Annotated in this window: 14 protein-coding genes; 4 read left to right on the top strand and 10 right to left on the bottom strand. The window is 71.1% G+C overall.

Annotation, left to right across the window (positions count from 1 at the left end; translation table 11 throughout):
• The first annotated feature begins 40 nt into the window (after positions 1–40).
• Positions 41–2,500 (top strand): DNA gyrase/topoisomerase IV subunit A, encoded by a 2,460-nt coding sequence (locus V4Y03_RS25990; protein WP_332436446.1) that lies wholly within the window; start codon positions 41–43, stop codon positions 2,498–2,500.
• Between the two features lie 31 nt (positions 2,501–2,531).
• Here the strand turns inward: V4Y03_RS25990 and V4Y03_RS25985 are convergent, their stop codons facing one another.
• Positions 2,532–3,584 (bottom strand): CobW family GTP-binding protein, encoded by a 1,053-nt coding sequence (locus V4Y03_RS25985; protein ID WP_317876640.1) that lies wholly within the window; start codon positions 3,582–3,584, stop codon positions 2,532–2,534.
• Positions 3,585–3,925: 341 nt separating this feature from the next.
• Between V4Y03_RS25985 and V4Y03_RS25980 the strand changes: the two genes are divergently transcribed.
• Together V4Y03_RS25980 and V4Y03_RS25975 are read left to right on the top strand one after the other, a co-directional pair.
• Positions 3,926–5,641 (top strand): sensor histidine kinase, encoded by a 1,716-nt coding sequence (locus V4Y03_RS25980; protein WP_317875833.1) that lies wholly within the window; start codon positions 3,926–3,928, stop codon positions 5,639–5,641.
• Positions 5,638–6,330, top strand: coding sequence for a DUF7342 family protein (locus V4Y03_RS25975; RefSeq protein ID WP_317875832.1), 693 nt, complete (start codon positions 5,638–5,640; stop codon positions 6,328–6,330). Before V4Y03_RS25980 ends, V4Y03_RS25975 begins: the two co-directional genes overlap by 4 nt.
• Before the next feature lie 37 nt (positions 6,331–6,367).
• Here V4Y03_RS25975 and V4Y03_RS25970 read toward each other — a convergent pair whose 3' ends face one another.
• The 5 genes from V4Y03_RS25970 to V4Y03_RS25950 all read right to left on the bottom strand — a co-directional run bounded on the left by V4Y03_RS25970 (position 6,368) and on the right by V4Y03_RS25950 (position 12,944).
• Positions 6,368–7,960: a solute symporter family protein gene (locus V4Y03_RS25970; protein WP_332436445.1), complete on the bottom strand. Its 1,593-nt coding sequence runs from the start codon at positions 7,958–7,960 to the stop codon at positions 6,368–6,370.
• Positions 7,957–8,427: a DUF485 domain-containing protein gene (locus V4Y03_RS25965; RefSeq protein WP_443079889.1), complete on the bottom strand. Its 471-nt coding sequence runs from the start codon at positions 8,425–8,427 to the stop codon at positions 7,957–7,959. Before V4Y03_RS25965 ends, V4Y03_RS25970 begins: the two co-directional genes overlap by 4 nt.
• 140 nt (positions 8,428–8,567) lie before the next feature.
• Positions 8,568–9,407, bottom strand: a complete 840-nt coding sequence (locus tag V4Y03_RS25960; protein ID WP_332437266.1) for a response regulator transcription factor — start codon at positions 9,405–9,407, stop codon at positions 8,568–8,570.
• 107 nt (positions 9,408–9,514) lie between these two features.
• Positions 9,515–10,729: a sensor histidine kinase gene (locus tag V4Y03_RS25955; RefSeq protein WP_443079825.1), complete on the bottom strand. Its 1,215-nt coding sequence runs from the start codon at positions 10,727–10,729 to the stop codon at positions 9,515–9,517.
• Positions 10,730–10,826: 97 nt separating this feature from the next.
• Positions 10,827–12,944, bottom strand: a complete 2,118-nt coding sequence (locus tag V4Y03_RS25950; RefSeq protein WP_332436442.1) for a DNA gyrase/topoisomerase IV subunit B — start codon at positions 12,942–12,944, stop codon at positions 10,827–10,829.
• Between the two features lie 432 nt (positions 12,945–13,376).
• Here V4Y03_RS25950 and V4Y03_RS25945 point away from each other — a divergent pair, with 432 nt between their 5' ends.
• Positions 13,377–13,607: a DUF7455 domain-containing protein gene (locus V4Y03_RS25945; protein ID WP_030211728.1), complete on the top strand. Its 231-nt coding sequence runs from the start codon at positions 13,377–13,379 to the stop codon at positions 13,605–13,607.
• Between the two features lie 126 nt (positions 13,608–13,733).
• Here the strand turns inward: V4Y03_RS25945 and V4Y03_RS25940 are convergent, their stop codons facing one another.
• The 4 genes from V4Y03_RS25940 to V4Y03_RS25925 form a co-directional block, all read right to left on the bottom strand.
• Positions 13,734–14,552 (bottom strand): S1 family serine peptidase, encoded by an 819-nt coding sequence (locus V4Y03_RS25940; RefSeq protein WP_332436441.1) that lies wholly within the window; start codon positions 14,550–14,552, stop codon positions 13,734–13,736.
• Positions 14,553–14,707: 155 nt separating this feature from the next.
• Entirely contained in the window at positions 14,708–16,255 is a 1,548-nt protein-coding gene (locus V4Y03_RS25935; RefSeq protein WP_332436440.1) for an RNA polymerase sigma factor, read from the bottom strand.
• 377 nt (positions 16,256–16,632) lie between these two features.
• The gene (locus V4Y03_RS25930) at positions 16,633–17,520 is read right to left on the bottom strand and encodes a FadR/GntR family transcriptional regulator (RefSeq protein ID WP_317875825.1); all 888 of its coding nucleotides are present in this window, start codon (positions 17,518–17,520) and stop codon (positions 16,633–16,635) included.
• A 160-nt stretch (positions 17,521–17,680) separates the two neighbouring features.
• Complete coding sequence (locus tag V4Y03_RS25925) at positions 17,681–19,507, bottom strand: ATP-binding cassette domain-containing protein (RefSeq protein ID WP_332436439.1); 1,827 nt, start codon at positions 19,505–19,507, stop codon at positions 17,681–17,683.
• Positions 19,508–19,580: the final 73 nt, after the last annotated feature.

The following is a 19,580-nucleotide window of genomic DNA, read 5'->3' as shown; positions in this document are numbered from 1 at the left end:
CGTCAGATCAACCCTTGTTGGTGAAGGAGCCGCAGCCGCGATGGCCCGCCGCAGCACGAAGACACCGCCGCCGGACGACGCGTTCGAGGAGCGAATCCTCGACATCGACGTCGTCGACGAGATGCAGGGCTCCTTCCTCGAGTACGCGTACTCGGTGATCTATTCGCGTGCCCTGCCCGACGCCCGGGACGGCATGAAGCCCGTCCAACGCCGCATCGTCTACCAGATGGGCGAGATGGGGCTGCGCCCCGACCGCGGCTTCGTCAAGTGCGCCCGTGTCGTCGGCGAGGTGATGGGCAAGCTCCACCCGCACGGCGACGCGTCCATCTACGACGCGATGGTCCGCATGGCGCAGCCCTTCTCCATGCGTCTGCCCCTGGTCGACGGCCACGGGAACTTCGGTTCCCTCGGGAACGACGACCCGCCGGCCGCCATGCGGTACACCGAGTCGCGGATGGCCCCGGCCGCGCTGCTCATGACCGAGTCCATCGACGAGGACACGGTCGACTTCACCCCGAACTACGACGGCCAGGAGCAGGAGCCGGTCGCGCTGCCCGCCGCGTACCCGAACCTGCTGGTCAACGGCGCGTCCGGGATCGCGGTCGGCATGGCGACCAACATGCCCCCGCACAACCTCGGCGAGGTCATCGCCGCCGCCCGCCATCTGATCCGGCACCCGGCCGCCGACCTCGAGACGCTGATGCGTTTCGTGCCCGGCCCCGACCTGCCGACCGGCGGCCGGATCGTCGGCCTGTCCGGCATCAAGGACGCGTACGAGTCGGGCCGCGGCTCGTTCAAGATCCGCGCCACGACGAGCGTGGAGACCGTCACGGCGCGCCGCAAGGGCATCGTCGTGACCGAGCTGCCCTTCACGGTCGGCCCCGAGAAGGTCATCTCCAAGATCAAGGACCTGGTCGGCTCCAAGAAGCTCCAGGGCATCGCGGACGTCAAGGACCTGACCGACCGCAGCCACGGCCTGCGTCTGGTCATCGAGATCAAGAACGGCTTCGTGCCCGAGGCGGTCCTCGAGCAGCTCTACAAGCTGACGCCGATGGAGGAGTCCTTCGGCATCAACAACGTGGCGCTGGTCGACGGACAGCCCCTCACCCTCGGTCTCAAGGAACTCCTCGAGGTCTACCTCGACCACCGCTTCGAGGTGGTCAGGCGCCGCTCCGAGTTCCGCCGTACCAAGAAGAGCGACCGGCTCCACCTGGTCGAGGGCCTGCTCGTCGCACTGCTCGACATCGACGAGGTCATCCGGCTGATCCGGGAGAGCGAGAACTCGGCGCAGGCCAAGGAGCGCCTGATCGAGCGCTTCTCGCTGAGCGAGATCCAGACCCAGTACATCCTGGACACCCCGCTGCGCCGCCTCACCAAGTTCGACCGTATTGAACTGGAGAGCGAGCGCGACCGGCTCAACGGCGAGATCGACGAGCTGACCGGCATCCTCGACTCCGACGCGGAGCTGCGCAAGCTGGTCTCGGCGGAACTGGCCGGGGTCGCCAAGAAGTTCGCCACGGACCGCCGGACGGTCCTCCTGGAGTCGGCGGGCGCGCCCGTCGCGGCCGTCTCCCTGGAGGTCGCGGACGACCCCTGCCGGGTGCTGCTCTCCTCCACCGGACTCCTGGCCCGTACGGCGACGGCGGAGCTGCCCGCGGTCGACCCCGAGGCGCCCCGCGTCAAGCACGACCTGATCCTCTCGGCGGTGGCCGCCACCCAGCGCGGCGACATCGGCGCGGTGACCTCGGCCGGCCGGCTGCTGCGGATCGCGGTGATCGACCTGCCACAGCTCCCGGACACGGCGAGCGCCCCGAACCTGGCGGGCGGCGCACCGCTCTCCGAGTTCCTGTCGCTGGAGACGGACGAGACGGTGATCTGTCTCACGACGCTCGACGAGTCGTCGCCGGGGCTCGCCCTCGGCACGCTCCAGGGCGTGGTGAAGCGGGTGGTCCCGGACTACCCGGCGAACAAGGACGAGCTGGAGGTCATCACCCTCAAGGAGGGCGACCGGATCGTCGGCGCGACCGAGCTGCGGACGGGCGAGGAGGACCTGGTCTTCATCACCTCCGACGCCCAGCTGCTCCGCTATCCGGCCTCCCAGGTACGGCCCCAGGGCCGGCCGGCGGGCGGCATGGCGGGCGTCAAGCTGACGGCCGGCGCCGATGTGCTCTCGTTCTCGGCGGTCGACCCGGCGGCGGACGCCGTCGTCTTCACCGTCGCGGGCTCCACGGGAACCCTGGACTCGTCGGCGGCCACGTCGGCGAAGCTGACGCCCTTCGACCAGTACCCGCGCAAGGGGCGTGCGACCGGCGGTGTCCGCTGCCAGCGCTTCCTGAAGGGCGAGGACGTGCTGATCATGGCCTGGGCGGGCACCACCCCGGCCCGCGCCGCCCAGAAGACCGGCACCCCGGTGTCCCTACCGGACGTGGACCCGCGCCGCGACGGTTCGGGTACGCCGCTGCCGCAGCCGGTCGACGTGGTGGCAGGCCCGGCCAGCTAGCCCGGATCGGAGTCGGAGGCGAGCCGGGGCGTCAGGACGCCTCCGGCTCCTCCTCCGTCCGCCGCACATACCGCAGGACGCCCCACATGCCGTGTTCGTCGGGGGCGTCCTGCGGGCCGTTCAGCTCGCAGGAGGCGAGTTCCTTGCGCAGTCCGGCCGCGTCGACGCCGGAACCGATCAGGACAAGCTGGGTGAGGCGTTCCTCGCCGGCCGGCCAGGGCTCGGGGTAGAAGCGCAGGAAGCGGCCGACCGCGTGCACGGTGTAGCGGTTGTCCGGGTCGGCGGCGCCGAAGTCGAGGAAGCCCTTGATCCGGTAGAGGCCCTCGGGGCGCGAGTCGAGGAAGGTCATCAGGCGGCGCGGGTGCAGCGGCGTCGAGGCCGTCACCGACAGGCTCTCGTAGCCCGCGTGCGGATGGGCCTCGCCGTCGTCCTCGGAGCCGTACAGGATGTCCTCGATCGACATCTGGCCCTCGATCTCCCCTTCTGGTGCGACCCGGTCGAAGAGCAGCTCCGGATCGACCCGCCCATGGGAGGCCTCGACCACGGCGGCCCGCCCGGCGAGCCCGGCGACCGTCTCCCGTACGCTCCGCAGCTCGTCCGCTTCCACCCGGTCGGCCTTGTTGACGACGACGAGGTCGGCGAGGGCGAGGTGCCGGTCGGTCCCGGGGTGTCGCTGCCGGGTGGCGGAGAACTCGGCCGCGTCGACGACCTGGACGAGCCCCCCGTACACGACCCGCTCGTTCTCGCTGGCCAGCACCATGCGGACCAGCTCCTCCGGCTCCGCGAGCCCGCTCGCCTCGATCACGATCACGTCGAGCCGGGACTCGGGACGGGTGAGCACCTCCAGGTACTCGTCCAGCTCGCTCGCGTCGACGGCGCAGCACAGGCAGCCGTTGCCGAGGGACACGGTGGAGCCGACCTGCCCGGCGACGGTCATCGCGTCGATGCCGATGTCGCCGAAGTCGTTGACCATGACGCCGATACGGGTGCCCCGGGCGCTGCGCAGCAGATGGTTGAGGAGCGTGGTCTTCCCGGCCCCGAGGAACCCGGCCAGGACGACGACGGGGATCTGCTGCGTGGTCAAGGGACGTGCCTCCGGTTCCTTCGCACCCACGGCCGTGGGAAACCCCCAGAATAGGCACGGGGGCGAGCGGCTCCGGGCACACGGCAGCCGGCTCGCGGTTCCGGTTCCTTGGCTTGCGGCTTGCGGCTTGCGGCTTGCGGCTTGCGGCTTGCGGCTTGCGGCTTGCGGCTTGCGGCTTGCGGCTTGCGGCTTGCGGCTTGCGGCTTGCGGCTTGCGGCAGCTTGTCACCCCTCCTCCTGGCCGCCGCCCCACCCGGCCGGGCCCTCCCCGCCGCACCCTTCCGCCGCGGGCCGCCCCGCACCATTTCCGGTCACGGGGCGCGGCCCCTTACCGTTTCCGGCATGAGCCCCGCACAGACCAGCCCCTCGCGCCCCCTCGCGCGCCGTCGGCGGTTCGGCTGGCCGCGGCGGGTGTTCTCGCAGGTCCTGCTGATGCAGCTGGCCATCGCCACCGGCGTGACCGTACTCGCGACCGGCCTCTTCCTGGCCCCGCTGAGCGCCCAGCTCGACGACCAGGCCATGCGACGGGCCCTGGCCATCGCCGGCACCACAGCGTCGCCCCGGCTCGCCGCGGACCTCACCGGCACGCCGCCCTCCGCGCGCGGCCCGGTGCAGACGGAGGCCGAGCGAATCCGTACCTCCACGGGCGCCGAGTACGTCGTGGTCATGGACACCCGAGGAGTCCGCTGGTCGCACACCGATCCCCGCGAGATCGGCAGGATCGTCTCCACCGACCCGAGCGACGTCCTCGCCGGTCACGAGGTGATGGAGATCGACAGCGGCACCCTGGGCCGCTCGGCGCGCGGCAAGATGCCGCTGCGCGACGCCGACGGGCGGATCGTCGGCGCGGTCTCGGTCGGCATTGAGTACGACAGCGTCCGGGACCGGCTCCTCGCCGCGATCCCCGGTCTCCTCGCCTACGCGGGCGGCGCGCTCGCCGCAGGTGCCCTGGCCGCGTACCTGATCTCCCGGCGTCTCCAGCGCCAGACCCATGACCTGGCCTTCTCCGACATCTCCGCGCTGCTCACCGAGCGCGAGGCGATGCTGCACGGCATCCGCGAAGGGGTCGTGGCCCTGGACCGCAACGGCTCCGTGCGGCTCATGAACGACGAGGCGCAGCGGCTGCTCGGCCTCGGCCCCGAGGCCGCGGGCCGGCCGCTCGACGAACTCCTCGGGCAGGGTCGCACCGCGGATGTGCTGGCAGGCCGGGTGACCGGCGAGGACCTGCTCACCGTCCAGGGGCAGCGGGTGCTGATCGCCAACCGCATGCCGACGGACGACGGCGGTGCCGTCGCGACCCTCCGCGACCGCACCGAGCTGGAACGCCTCGGGCGCGAGCTGGACTCCACCCGGGGCCTGATCGACGCCCTCCGCGCCCAGGACCACGAACACGCCAACCGGATGCACACCCTCCTCGGTCTCCTCGAACTGGAGATGCACGAGGAGGCCGTCGAGTTCGTCACCGAGGTGGTCGGCGTGCACCGGGCCACCGCCGAGCAGGTGACGGAGAAGGTCCACGACCCGCTGCTCGCCGCGCTCCTGGTCGGCAAGGCCACCGTCGCCGCCGAACGCGGCGTCTCGCTGCGGCTCACCCCCGACTCGCTCCTGCCGGACCGGCTCGTCGACCCCCGCGAGCTGGTCACCGTCGTCGGAAACCTGGTCGACAACGCCCTGGACGCCGCCGCCGGCACCCCCGGTGCCCGTATCGACATCGCCTTCCGCACCGAGAGCCGTACGGTCGTGCTGCGGGTCACGGACAGCGGCCCGGGTGTCCCCGAGGACCGCCGCGAGCTGATCTTCACCGAGGGCTGGTCGACGAAGGCCCTTCCGGCACACGGGAAGCGGGGGCTCGGACTCCCCCTGGTGCGCCGGCTCGCCGAGCGCCGGGGCGGCGGCGCGGGGGTGGCGGACGGACCCGAGGGCGGCGCCGAGTTCACCGTGGTGCTCCCGGACGCCCTGACCGAACCGGAGCCGACCACCGACCCGAGTACGGGGCGGATCACCGCCCCCCTCGACGAGCCGGTCGCGGCTCCCGGGCCCGTCGAGGAGACACGATGATCGACGTGCTCGTGGTGGACGACGACGTGCTGGTCGCCCGGATCAACGCCGCCTACGTCGCCAAGGTCCCCGGCTTCCGGGTCGCCGCCACGGCCCACTCGACCGCCGAGGCACTCGCCGTCCTCGCCGAGCGGCCGGTGGACCTGATCCTCCTCGACCACTACCTGCCGGACGAGAACGGACTCGCCGCCGTACGGGAACTCCGCGCCCGCGGCCACCAGTGCGACGTGATCATGGTGACCGCCGCCCGCGACGTGGCCACCGTGCAGGCCGCGATGCGGCACGGCGCCCTCCAGTACCTGGTCAAGCCGTTCAACTTCGCCGGGCTGCGCTCCAAGCTGGAGGCGTACGCGAAGCTCCGCCACGCCCTGGAGAGCGGCGGCGAGGCGGAACAGGCCGAGGTGGACCGGATCTTCGGCGTCCTGTCGGCCGGCTCCGTCGCCCCCGACCTCCCCAAGGGGCACTCCCCCACCACGGCCGAACTGGTCCGGCAGGTACTCCTCGCCGCCGACGGCCCGCTGTCCGCGCAGGAGATCGCCGAACGCGCGGGCGTCAGCCGCCAGACGGCCCAGCGCTATCTGAAACTCCTCGAACGCACCGGCCGGGTACGCCTCTCCCTCCGCTACGGCGAGACCGGCCGCCCCGAACACCGCTACGCCTGGGCGGCCTCCCCACCCGCCACCGGCTGAGGCACTCCGCCCGGGACCCGGACGGGTGGCGGGTCCGTCAGACGGCTCCCGCCCCGGTCAGCGCCCTCACCTCGGTCTCGGCGTGCCGTGCCTCGTCCGGCGGCTCCGTCGACATGACCGTCCCGATCCAGCCCGCGAGGAACCCGAGCGGAATGGAGACGACTCCCGGGTTCTGGAGCGGGAAGAGGTGGAAGTCGACGCCCGGGAACAGGGCTTCGGGACTGCCGGAGACGACCGGCGAGACCAGCACCAGCAGCACCGCGGGGATCAGACCGCCGTACACCGCCCAGACCGCGCCCCGGGTCGTGAACTTCCGCCAGAACAGCGAGTAGAGCAGCACCGGCAGATTGGCGGAGGCCGCGACGGCGAAGGCCAGACCGACGAGGAAGGCCACGTTGAGGTCGCGGGCGAGCAGCCCGAGGCCGATGGCGGCCGCGCCGATCCCCGCCGCCGCGATCCGCGCCACGGTCACCTCGCTGTACTGCTTCGCGTGCCGGCGGCGCAGCGAGGCGTAGAGGTCATGGGCGACGGAGGCCGAGGAGGCGAGCGTGATCCCCGCGACCACGGCGAGGATCGTGGCGAACGCCACGGCCGCCACGATCGCGAAGAGCACCGTGCCGCCGGTGGAACCCGCACCACCACCGAGGTCGAGGGCGAGCAGCGGAACGGCCGTGTTCCCGGACGCGTTGGACGCGCGGACCTCCTCGGGGCCGATCAGGGCCGCCGCGCCGAAGCCGAGCACGATGGTCATCAGGTAGAAGCTCCCGATGAGCCCGATGGACCAGACGACGGACCGACGCGCGGCCCGCGCGGTCGGCACGGTGTAGAAGCGCGACAGGATGTGCGGCAGGCCGGCCGTTCCCAGGACCAGGGCGAGCCCCAGGCTGATGAAGTCGAGCCGGGCCGTCCAGTCCCCGCCGTACCGGAGTCCCGGCGCGAGGAATCCCATTCCGTGACCGCTGCGTTCGGCCGCGGTGGACAGCAGGTTGTTCACGTCACCGTGGAAGCGGAGCAGGACGAGGACGGTCAGCGCGATCGTGCCCGCCATGAGCAGGACCGCCTTGACGATCTGGATCCAGGTGGTGGCCCGCATGCCGCCGAGCGACACGTAGATCACCATCAGCGCTCCCACTCCGACCACCATCCAGGAACGGGCCGCCTCGCTGGTGCCGCCGAGCAGCAGTGCGACCAGGCTTCCGGCGCCCACCATCTGCGCCACCAGGTACAGCACGGAGACGGCCACCGAGGACGTCCCTGCGGCGATCCGCACCGGGCGCTCGGCCATCCGCGCGGCCACCACGTCCGCCAGGGTGAACCGCCCGCAGTTGCGGACCAGTTCGGCCACCAGCAACAGCACGACCAGCCACGCGACCAGGAATCCGACGGAGTACAGCATGCCGTCGTAGCCGTAGAGCGCGATCAGCCCGGAGATCCCCAGGAACGAGGCCGCGGACATGTAGTCGCCGGCGATGGCGAAACCGTTCTCCAGGGGGGAGAACAGCCTGCCCCCCGCATAGAACTCCTCCGCCGAACCGTGCCGGTTACGGCTCACCCAGGTGGTGATTCCCAGCGTGACGGCGATGAAGACGCTGAACAGAAGGAGCGACAGCGTCTGATGGTCCCGGGTCACGACCGCACCACCCCTCGGGTCATCTCCTGCGTGTCCCAGCGCAGTTCCAGCGCCGCCCGATCCCTGCGCAGCCGCGCGTGCCGCGCATAGGCCCAGGTCAGCAGGAAGGTGCTGAGGAACTGCCCCAGCCCGGCGATCAACGCCACGTTTACCGCCCCGGCCACCGGCCGGGCCATGAGGCCAGGCGCGGCGGTCGCCGCCACCACATAGGCGAGGTACCAGAGCAGGAACGCGAGGGTGGCCGGGAATACGAACCTGCGGTAGCGGCCCCGCACTTCCTGGAAGGCCGGGCTTCGCTGCACCTCCAGATAGATCTCCGCCGCGCTGTGGACCCGCTGCCGCGGCACCGCGTCCGGCCGCCCCGGCCGCCCCGGACGGCCCGGACCGACCTCGCCGGGCACCCCGGCCTCCTGCCCGTCCTCCCGGCCGGAGGCCGTCGCGTCGTACCAGGGGTCGTCGACCCGCATCGCCGAGGCGTCGAGCCCTTCCTGCTTGTCCACCTGCTCCACCGACCAACTCTCCTTGTCAGCGAACCGTTTCGGCCGCGTGCCCAAGGATGGACAGAGCGGGAAGATCCCGGACTCTTCTCCTCCCTCTCTTCACCCCATCAGGTGACTCTTTTCCCAGGTGCCCTGACCAGACCGTGCTGATATGCGTACCGCACCGCCTGCGCCCGGTCACGTACCCCCGTCTTCGCGAAGAGGTTGTTGATATGGGTCTTGACCGTGGCCGTGGAGATCCGCAGCCGGCCAGCGATCTCCTGATTGGAAAGCCCGTCCGCGACCAGCGCGATCACCTCCGTCTCCCGCTCCGTGAGCCCGTCGACCTGCGAAGCGGCAACCCCACCGCCGCCCGCCCGCGTCACCCCTGCGCCCTCCCCGAGCCCCCTCGGCGCCCCTGAGGCTCCCGGTGTCCCTGAATCTCCCAGTGCCCCCTGCCTCGGCCCGTGACCAGCCCCGGGGCCACCGCCCGCCAACTCCCCCGCGGGCCCCGCCCCTCGCTCCAACAACTGCTCCAGCAGCCGCCGCTGCACGCCGGGCGACAACCCCGCCCGCCCGTCGGTCACGTCCCGCAGGGCCCGCACGATCTCCTCCCCGCCCGCGTCCTTCGTCAGGTACCCCCGCGCCCCTGCCCGCAACGCGGGGAACAACGAGTCGTCGTCCGCATACGTGGTGAGCACGACGACCTCCGTCCCGGGGTACTGCTCCCGGATCCGGCACGTGGCCTCGACGCCGTCGCACCGGGGCATCCGCAGATCCATCAGCACCACATCGGGCCCGAGTTCCGCGGTCAGCGCGACCGCCTCCTCCCCGTCCCGGGCCGCCCCCACGACCTCGACCCCGGGAAGCAGCCCCAGCAGCATCACGATCCCCTCCCGCACCACGGCCTGATCGTCGGCCACCACCACCCGCACAACAGGACCAGACACCCCCTCCGCCCCACGCATCCCTTCAGCCCGCAGGCTCTCCTCGGCCGACAGCCCCCTCTCGGCCGGCAGATTCACCTCGGCCGGCCCGCCTTCCCGGTGGTGGCCCTCGCCCCTCCCCGGGGCGCTCATGCCGGCACTCGCAGTAGCACCGCGAACCCCGGGCCCTCGGGTCCCGCGTCCAGGCTGCCACCGAGCAACTCGGCCCGTTCCCTCATGCCACGCAGCCCGTATCCGGAGCCCGAGGAACCGAGCCCGTGCCCGTCCCGGCCGTCCTCGGCCGTCGGCGGCGGCCCGGAGTCGCGTATCTCCAGGGAGACCTGGTCCGTCTCGTAGGCGAGCCGGATCCTCGTCCGGGCCCCCGGGGCGTGCTTGAGGACATTGGTGAGGGCTTCCTGCGCGACGCGTCGTACCGCCTGGGAGGCCTCGGCGGGCAGGTCGCGGCGCCGGCCGGTGACATCGACCTGAGCCCGGCCCTCCCGTGCCAGCTCCCGCAGGTACTCCTCGACGGGCACCATGTCGCCGCGCAGCGCCGACAGCGCGTGCCGGGTCTCGGCCAGGCCCTCCCGCGCCATGGCGCGGGCCGAGGTCACGAGCTTGAGGATCTCCGCGCGCTCCGCCCCCGACTCGATCTGGAGCCGTGCGACCTCCAGGTGCACCATCTGCGCGGAGAGGCTGTGGGCGAGCACGTCATGTATCTCGCGGGCGATCCTGGCCCGCTCGGCGAGCGCCGCCGACTCGGCCTCCGCCTCGCGGGCGAGTCGCTCCTGGGCGAGCAGCTGGAACCCCGCGCCCCGCGCCTGGGCGTCCAGCCGTAGCGAGTAGCCCGCGAGGAGCACGGCCACGGTGGTGATGCCGGCTCCCAGCACCCCGGTCTCGTCGGCCTCCACGAAGCCGGTGACGAGCACCGCCACGGTGGCCAGGCCCATCGGGAGCGGCAGCCGCTCCATGGCCATGACCGAGACGACTATCCACAGCACGGTGGCGGACGTCGGGGCACCGGCCGTGTAGGCCCCCAGGCCGCAGAGGGCTATCACCGAGAGGAGTCCCAGCGACGCTGCTGCCCGATGATCGAGGGTCGTGTGGTGATAGCGCAAGGCGGCCACCACACAGAGTCCGAACCCGACCGGAGGCACGGGGGCGTACCAGCCATGGAACGCCCCCGAGGTGTAACAGCCGGTCAGCACCAGCACACTCAGGCCGGCGATCATGAAGTAGTCGAGGACGATCCGTCCCCGGGGCACTCCCAGGCGGGTCAGCGCCTCTCGTGAGGGCCAGGCGCCCCGGGAACCCCCTAGAGCTGCCCCACTCCCCGCTCGCGCCAGGCCGCGCGTCTCCTCCATGTTCGTCCCCCTCCGTCACCTCAATGCTACGGAGAGTCGGAGACGCTGTGATCGACCCGTGGGTGGAGCGTCCGGCTCCACCCACGGGTGGAGAGCCTCAGGCGTCGATGCGCGAGCGGTCGAGGGTCGCCGCCGAGCCGGTGATGAACTCCTTGCGGGGCGCCACGTCATTGCCCATGAGGAGGTCGAAGACCTGCTCCGCCGCGTCCAGGTCCCCGATGTTGATCCGGCGCAGGGTGCGGTGGCGCGGGTCCATCGTCGTCTCCGCCAGCTGGTCGGCGTCCATCTCGCCCAGACCCTTGTACCGCTGGATGGAGTCCTTGTAGCGGACGCCCTTGCGCTGGAACTCCAGCAGGGTCTGCCGCAGCTCGTTGTCCGAGTAGGTGTAGATGTACTTGTCCTGGCCCTTCTTGGGCTGGACGAGCTCGATCCGGTGCAGCGGGGGCACGGCGGCGAAGACCCGGCCGGCCTCGACCATGGGCCGCATGTAGCGCTGGAAGAGCGTCAGCAGCAGGCAGCGGATGTGCGCGCCGTCGACGTCGGCGTCGACCAGGAGGACGATCTTCCCGTAGCGGGCCGCGTCGATGTCGAAGGTGCGGCCCGAGCCCGCTCCTATGACCTGGATGATCGCGCCGCACTCGGCGTTCTTGAGCATGTCCGAGACGGACGACTTCTGAACGTTGAGGATCTTGCCGCGGATCGGCAGCAGGGCCTGGAACTCGCTGTTCCTGGCCAGCTTGGCCGTACCGAGAGCGGAGTCCCCCTCGACGATGAAGAGCTCGCTGCGCTCCACGTCGTCGCTGCGGCAGTCGGCCAGCTTGGCCGGCAGCGAGGAGGACTCGAGTGCGGTCTTCCGGCGCTGCGCCTCCTTGTGCTGGCGCGCCGCGATCCGGGTGCGGGCGGCGGCGACGGCCTTGTCCAGCACGGCGCGGGCCTGCGCCTTGGCGTCCCGCTTGGTCGAGGTGAGGAAGGCCTTGAGTTCCTTGGCGACCACGTTCGCCACGATCCGCCGGGCGGCGGACGTGCCGAGGACCTCCTTGGTCTGGCCCTCGAACTGGGGCTCGGCGAGGCGGACGGTCACGACCGCCGTGAGCCCCTCCAGGGCGTCGTCCTTGACGATGTCGTCCTCGGCGACGCGCAGCATCTTGGCCGAGCGCAGCACTTCGTTCACCGTCTTGGTGATGGCCTGCTCGAAACCCGAGACGTGGGTGCCGCCCTTGGGGGTGGCGATGATGTTGACGAAGGACTTGACCGTGGCGTCGTAACCGGTGCCCCATCGCAGGGCGACGTCGACGGCGAGCTCACGCGTGACCTCGGTCGGGGTCATGTGACCGCGCTCGTCGAGGACGGGGACGGTCTCCTTGAAGGTGCCCTGCCCGGTGAGCCGCTGGATGTCGCAGACGGCCTTGTCCTGTGCGAGGTACTCACAGAACTCGCTGATGCCGCCGTCGAAGCGGAAGGTCTCCTCGCTCTTGCCGATCTCCGCGAGGTCCCGCTCGTCGCGGACGACGATGGTGAGGCCGGGCACGAGGAAGGCGGTCTGCCGGGCACGCTGGTGCAGCGTCTCCAGCGACAGCTTGGCGTCCTTGAGGAAGATCTGCCGGTCCGCCCAGTAGCGGACGCGCGTGCCGGTACGCGTCTTGGGGACGCGCTTGCCCTTGAGGAGGCCGTTGCCCGGGTCGAAGGGGCTGTCGGGGCCCTGCTCCGTGAAGATGCCCGGGACACCACGGCGGAAGCTGATCGTGTGCGTGGCGCTGTTCCGGTCGACCTCGACGTCGAGGCGGGCCGACAGGGCGTTGACCACCGAGGCGCCGACGCCGTGCAGACCGCCGGAGGCCGCGTACGACCCGCCGCCGAACTTGCCGCCGGCGTGCAGCTTGGTCATGACGACCTCGACGCCGGAGAGTCCGGTCTTCGGCTCGACGTCGACCGGGATGCCCCGGCCGTTGTCCCGGACCTCGACGGAGCCGTCGTCGTGGAGGATGACATCGATGTGGTCGCAGTAGCCACCCAGGGCCTCGTCGACGGAGTTGTCGATGATCTCCCAGATGCAGTGCATCAGACCGCGGCTGTCGGTGGACCCGATGTACATGCCGGGGCGCTTGCGGACCGCTTCGAGCCCTTCGAGTACGAGCAGGTGCCGCGCGGTGTAGTTGGAACCGTCACGGTCTGCGGTCAGCACTGCACTGGACGGCACGGACGTTTCGGCGGTCACGCGGTTCGCTCCTCGCTGAATTTGAAATCGGGCCCGATGGGGTAAGGCCCGGCGTCGGTCACGGGTCAGAGGGTACCGATGCCTGGTAGAGCCGTTGTAACGCCACCCTCCCCGTTTCCTCATGCTAGTCCAGGGTCGCATGGATGTTCGATCCCTCGATGGGGTGACGCGAACATCACGTTCCCTTCCAGGCATGAACCATTTAGGCTCCGGGCACGTCCTCATCAACAACCGGCAACCACGCCGGGAGGGCTAACCGACACAAGCAACGCGAAATCCGTAGAGCGACGCAATACGGCTCATTCGCCGCCAACCGGCAGCAAACAGCCACCTAGGAAGAAGTTTCAAGGAAAAGCCGCGAGCGGGAACGTTTTCGGCCTGGTTGGATGTTGACCCTGGTACGACAGCTCGTCGAGCTAGAGAAGAGGCGACGTGACTACTGTTCTGACCCCCGCGAGCCCCCTGACGGCCGCTGACCGCTGCGACCGCTGCGGCGCCCAGGCATACCTGCGTGTCGTCCTGACCAGCGGAGGTGACTTGCTCTTCTGCGCCCACCACGGCCGCAAGTTCGAGCCGGAACTCAAGAAGATCGCCGTTGAGATACAGGATGAGACGGACCGGCTGACGGACGTGCCGGCGCGCACTGTGGGCGACGAGCACTGACGCCTCGCATCCACGACGAGCCCAGATCCGGCCACTGAGACCGGACGGCGGGCGGCCACCTCCGCATTCCCAGGGGGGTGGCCGCCCGTTCTCGTACCCTCCGCGAGGACCGGGACTCCGGACCCGTCAGAAGCGGGCCGGCAGCACCGCCGATACGCGCGTGTAGACGCCCGGGTTCTCCGCCTGTCCGCAGCCGCTGCCCCAGGACACCAGGCCCACGAGAAGCCCCTTGGCCACCAGCGGGCCTCCGCTGTCCCCCTGGCACGCGTCCTTGCCGCCCTGCGGGTCGCCCGCGCAGACCATCGTGTCGTTCCGGTACGCGACGCCGAGGCCACCCGGGTACGCCCGCTGGCACGCCGTGTCCGGCAGCACCTGCACCCGTGCCGTCCGGAGCGCGGAGGCATAGGCCCCGTTGCCGGTCGTGTCGCCCCAGCCGTAGACGTCCGCCTCGGTCCCCGGCGTCTCCGCCGCGTCTCCCGCACGGGCGACGCCGATCACGTACGACTGCGGCAGCGCGCTCACCAGGGTCAGCACCGCGAGATCCCCCGAGTTGCTCGTCGGGTCGTAGTCGGGGTTCACCCAGGTGTCCGAGATCCGCACCTCCTGCCCGCCCTGCCCACGCAGTGCCGTGCGGCCCGCGATGACGACGAAGTCACGCACCTCCCAGGGCTCACCTCCGAGCGCCTCACGGCCCAGACAGTGGGCCGCCGTGAGCACCTTGGTCGGGGCGACGACCACGCCCCCGCAGAACTGCCCCGCGCGCGTACCACCGAACCGGTCACGACTGGACAGCGCCACGACCCACGGCGCGTCCGAGATCTGGACCTGGCGGCCGCCCACCACGACGCTGTCCGCGGCCACGGGGGCGGCGGTGGCCAGCTGCCCCGCCGCTGCTGCGATCAGACCCAGGGCACCCGTCAATGCTCGGGTGAGGGAACCACGCATGGAGCCTCCTGACTCTCCGGTGATGTCGGTTCACCCAGAGTCCAGCACGCGCCGCCCCCGTGCACCCGCGCACAGCCGGAGGGCCCGGCTCCCCCTCGGGGAACCGGGCCCTTCCGCGTAGCTCTCCCGCGCCTCGCGTCAGTGAGGCGTGCGGATCAGTCGAGGTAGTCGCGCAGCACCTGCGAACGCGACGGGTGACGCAGCTTCGACATCGTCTTCGACTCGATCTGACGGATCCGCTCACGCGTCACGCCGTAGACCTTGCCGATCTCGTCCAGCGTCTTCGGCTGGCCGTCGGTGAGGCCGAAGCGCATCGAGACGACGCCCGCCTCACGCTCCGAGAGCGTGTCGAGGACGGAGTGCAGCTGCTCCTGGAGGAGCGTGAAGCTCACCGCGTCGGCCGGGACGACCGCCTCGGAGTCCTCGATCAGGTCGCCGAACTCGCTGTCGCCGTCCTCACCCAGCGGGGTGTGGAGGGAGATCGGCTCACGGCCGTACTTCTGGACCTCGATGACCTTCTCAGGGGTCATGTCGAGCTCCTTGGCCAGCTCCTCCGGGGTGGGCTCACGGCCCAGGTCCTGGAGCATCTGACGCTGCACGCGCGCGAGCTTGTTGATGACCTCGACCATGTGCACCGGGATACGGATGGTGCGGGCCTGGTCGGCCATGGCGCGGGTGATCGCCTGACGGATCCACCAGGTGGCGTACGTGGAGAACTTGTAGCCCTTGGTGTAGTCGAACTTCTCGACGGCGCGGATCAGACCGAGGTTGCCCTCCTGGATCAGGTCCAGGAAGAGCATGCCGCGGCCGGTGTAGCGCTTGGCCAGGGAGACCACCAGACGGAGGTTGGCCTCCAGGAGGTGGTTCTTGGCGCGGCGGCCGTCCTCGGCGATGATCTCCAGCTCGCGCTTGAGCTTCGGAGCGAGCTTGTCCGAGTTCGCGAGCTTGTCCTCGGCGAACAGGCCGGCCTCGATGCGCTTGGCGAGCTCGACCTCCTGCTCGGCGTTGAGGAGCGGGACCTTGCCGATCTGCTTCAGGTAGTCCTTGACCGGGTCGGCGGTGGCACCGGCGACGGCGACCTGCTGCGCCGGAGCGTCGTCCTCGTCCTCGTCGGACAGGACGAAGCCCTTGCTCTCGCCCTCGGTCTCCTCCTCCTCGCCCTTGCCGGGCGCGACGTCCTCAAGGAGCTCTTCGCCCTCGGCAAGTTCGTCGGCGTCCTTCTTGGACGCGGTCTTCTTGGCCGCCGTCTTCTTGGCGACGGTCTTCTTGGCCGCCGTCTTCTTGGCGACGGTCTTCTTCGCGGCCGCCTTCTTGGCGGGCGAACCGGCCTCGTCGGCCGGGTCTTCGCCCTCGGCCGCGCCGGCCGTTGCGGCCGAGACGGTGGTCTTCGTCACGGTCGTCCTGGCAGTAACGGTCTTGGTGGCGGTGCGCTTGACCGGGCTCTTCGCTGCGACGCTCTTGCGGGCGCGCTTCGGCGACTCCGCTGCACTGACCATCAGCGTCACACCCTCTTCCTCGAGGATCTGATTGAGGCTGCGCAGAACATTCTTCCACTGGGTTGGCGGAATCTGGTCAGCCTCGAAGGCCCGACGCACGTCATCGCCGGCGATCTGCCCATCAGCCTTTCCCCGCTCGATGAGCGCCATCACAGACTCGGACTCGGCGATCTCCGGCGGGAGCGTACGGGATGTGCTGGCCGACACGAACAACCTCTCGGAACGATGGAAACGGCTTCCGGCCCCGCCCTGGATGGGGCTGGAGCCGACGACCGTCGACGGGGAATGTGCCGACGGCGCGGGCTGGACCGGGGAACTGCACAGCGCCTCCATCGGCTGCTGTATTCCTTCCTCGACCATCACCTCTTACGTCATCGCATGGCTCGGAGGAGTGTTACGCCCAATCTTCGTGGCCCGAGTCACACCCCATGTGCGACAAAACGATGCAGAGGAGTAGATCAGCGTACATTCTCGCCGCCGGAATCCTGGCGCCACCCGGGGAAACCCTCAGGGTTCCCCGGGTGCCGCTCGGACCCGGCGGCGCGCGATGCCCCGCCTGCGCACTCCCGGCCACGGTCCGCGCGTCAGTGTTCGCGGGGGGCGGGAACGACGCGCTCCACCTCGGGGTGGACCGTGAGCAGCTGACGCATGGCCGACTCCGCTCCGTGGGCGTCCCCCGCGGCGAGCGCGTCCACGATCCGCGCATGGTGCGAGAGGGAGGCCTCGCTCGGCCGGTCGCAGCCCGTGACGGGACCGCCGGAGACCTGGAGCGCGGCGGCGACGATCCCGGAGAGGTGCTCCAGCATCCGGTTCCCGGCGAGCTGGATGAGCAGGGAGTGGAACTCCGCGTCGGCCCTGGAGAAGGTGATCCCGTCCCCCTGCGCGAAGGCGTGGCCCATGATCTCGACCATGTCGGAGAGGCGCTGCTGGACGTCCTCACGGCCGTGTCCGGCGGCGAGGCGGGCGGCCAGGGGCTCGATCGTCCAGCGCAGCTCGTTGAGCTCGCGGCGCTGGTCGTCGCGCTGCGGGCCGAAGGCGCGCCACTCGATGATGTCCGGGTCGAGCAGGTTCCAGTCGCTGACGGGCCTGACCCGGGTGCCGACGTTCGGACGGGCGCTGACGAGACCCTTGGCCTCCAGGACGCGCAGGGACTCGCGCACGACGGTGCGGGAGACCTCGAACCGCTGACCGATCTCCTCGGGGACGAGCGGGCGGTCGGCGCCGAGGTCCCCGGAGACGATCATCTGGCCGAGCTGCTGGACGAGCTGGCCGTGCAGCCCGCGCCCCCGGTTGCCGTTGCTCCGGCGGCCGACGCGGCCCAGGTCCGTGTCCACCCCCTCCCAGGAGGGCGGGCCCACGCGGCCGGCGGCGGGCGCCTCGGCGTAAGGGTAGCGGTCGAGATCGCCCGGGGCGCCGAGGCCGGAGTCGACGGAGCGGGCGGCGGTCATCATGGTGTGCGCAAGGGTACTCACGCATCCTTTGTCGGCGTTGCCCCCGTGACCCTTGAGGTCTTTGGTGAAAAGCACACGAAAGGGTGATCGGCGCCCCCTACACAATTGACGATTAATCAGACATATTGCGCAACTTCCAAGGGAGTTGGCCTTGAAGCGGAACGTTTCGGTCCACGCTCGATCACCAACGGGCCTTACGCCGGAGGCCCGTGAACACATAGGCACAGAACAACCCCGTCAACGTGAGCGAAAGCGCCACACCCGCGGGCTGCCCGAGCACCCGTAGCACCCCCGCCAGCCAACGGTCCGCGGCCGGGGACCACTGAGGCCCGGCGAACTCGCGCAACCGCGCCGGGAGTCCGGCGGCCGACCGCACCGACGGCCCCGACAGCACCTTCTGCAGCAATGGCACGAAGGCGACCGGCACCGCGAGCACCGCCGCCACTCCGGCCGCCGCGGCACGGAACACCCCCGCACCGAGCACCCCTGCCCAGGCGCAGCCGACGAGGAGTCCCAGCCAACTCGCGCAAAGAGTCGGCCAGTTCTTCGGTACGGAGATCGACTCGGGTCCGTAGACCAACCGCAGCGCCTCCAGATCGACGACCACGACGAGTGTCCCCAGCACCAGCGCGACGGTTGCGGCCACCATGAGTTTGGCCAACAGCAGGCCGGGCCGTCGGGGCACGGCCCCCCGTCCCGTGGTGAGCGCGGGATAGCGGTACTCCTCGCCGAAGGAGAAGGCGCCGAGCAGCCCCGCCCCGAGAGCCGCGGGCGGCAGCGGGGAGATCGCCGGCCAGCCCGCCAGAACGGCGGGCAGCGCGACGCGACCGCCCCGCCCGAGCAGCAGGGCGATCGCCACGGACGCGAGCACGACGACGCCGACGACGAGCGGCGTGGACGGCACGCCCAGGAGCCGGTGCAGCTCGTACCGGAGCGGGCGCAAGGGTGAGCGGGCCGGACGCCGGGCGCGGGGCGTCCCCTCAGAGGCGTCGCGGGCCACGGCGGCAGGGGCCTCCCCGGGCGACCGCCTCGTTTCCGTCACCGGCGGCCCGGCGACCGGGGCGGCGGCGCCCGGATGGGGCGGGTCGAGGGCGAGCGCTCCGGAGCCGGCCGTGGCGGGACCGGGCCGGCCAGGGCCCGTGTCACCCGTCTCGGCGGTGAGCCGGTGGATCGGCACACCGTGGCGGAACGCCGTGTCGCCGACCGCCGCGCAGTCGGTCCCGTAGACGGAGAGCCGGTTGCCCTCCTCCGCGACGACCTCCACGGGGCGCCGGGCCGCCCTGGCCTCCTGGGTCACGGCGGCGGCGAGCCTCGCGGCCTGGGGGGTCCGGACGGCCACACGGGGGCGCAGCCGGGTGCGGGCGAACTCAGTGACGTCCTGGTCGGCGAGGAGCCGGCCGCCGTCGATCGTGACGACCCGGTCGGCGTTGCGGGCCGCGTCCTTGGGGTCCGCCGTGCTGTAGAGCACCGTCCCTCCTCCGGCCGCGTGGGCGCGCAGGCGCTCGTACAGCCACGCGCTCTCGGATACGGAGAGGCCGGCGCCCGGCTCGTCGAGCAGCAGGGTGTGGGGGTCGCCCAACAGGGCGGAGGCGAAGCCGAGTCGACGGTCCGCGCCGATCGGGAGGGTGCCGATCCGTCGGCGCTCCAGGCCGGTGAGGCCCACGGTCCGCACCAGTTCCTCGGCCCGCGAGGCGGGAACTCCCGTGGCGGCGCAGAGCATCCGGAGCTGCCCCCGGAGCGTGCGGGAGGGATGTCCGGGGATGTCACCGAGGAGCACGCCGACCTCGCGCGGGGGGTGGGCGATGCGGTGCAGTGGCCGCCCCCGGAAGTACGTGATCCCACGGCCCGGCTCGAGTTCGAGCATGAGCCGGAGGGCGGTGGTCTTGCCGGAGCCCGCGGAGCCGAGGAGAGCCGTCACGGCACCCGGCCGGGCCTCGAAGGTCAGATCGTCCACGGCGGGCGGGCGATCGCGGCGGGGGGTGCTGGTCAGTCCGATTGCCTGGAGCATCGCTTCTCTCGCGGTAGGGGACACCGCTCCGCGGCAGGGCGGCGCTACCGCAGCAAGATAACGCTACATTTCG

The sequence above is a fragment of the Streptomyces sp. P9-A4 genome, from assembly GCF_036634195.1.
Taxonomy (GTDB): domain Bacteria; phylum Actinomycetota; class Actinomycetes; order Streptomycetales; family Streptomycetaceae; genus Streptomyces.
The sequence above is the reverse complement of the archived record's forward strand: the minus strand, read 5'-3'. Positions and strand labels throughout refer to the sequence as shown.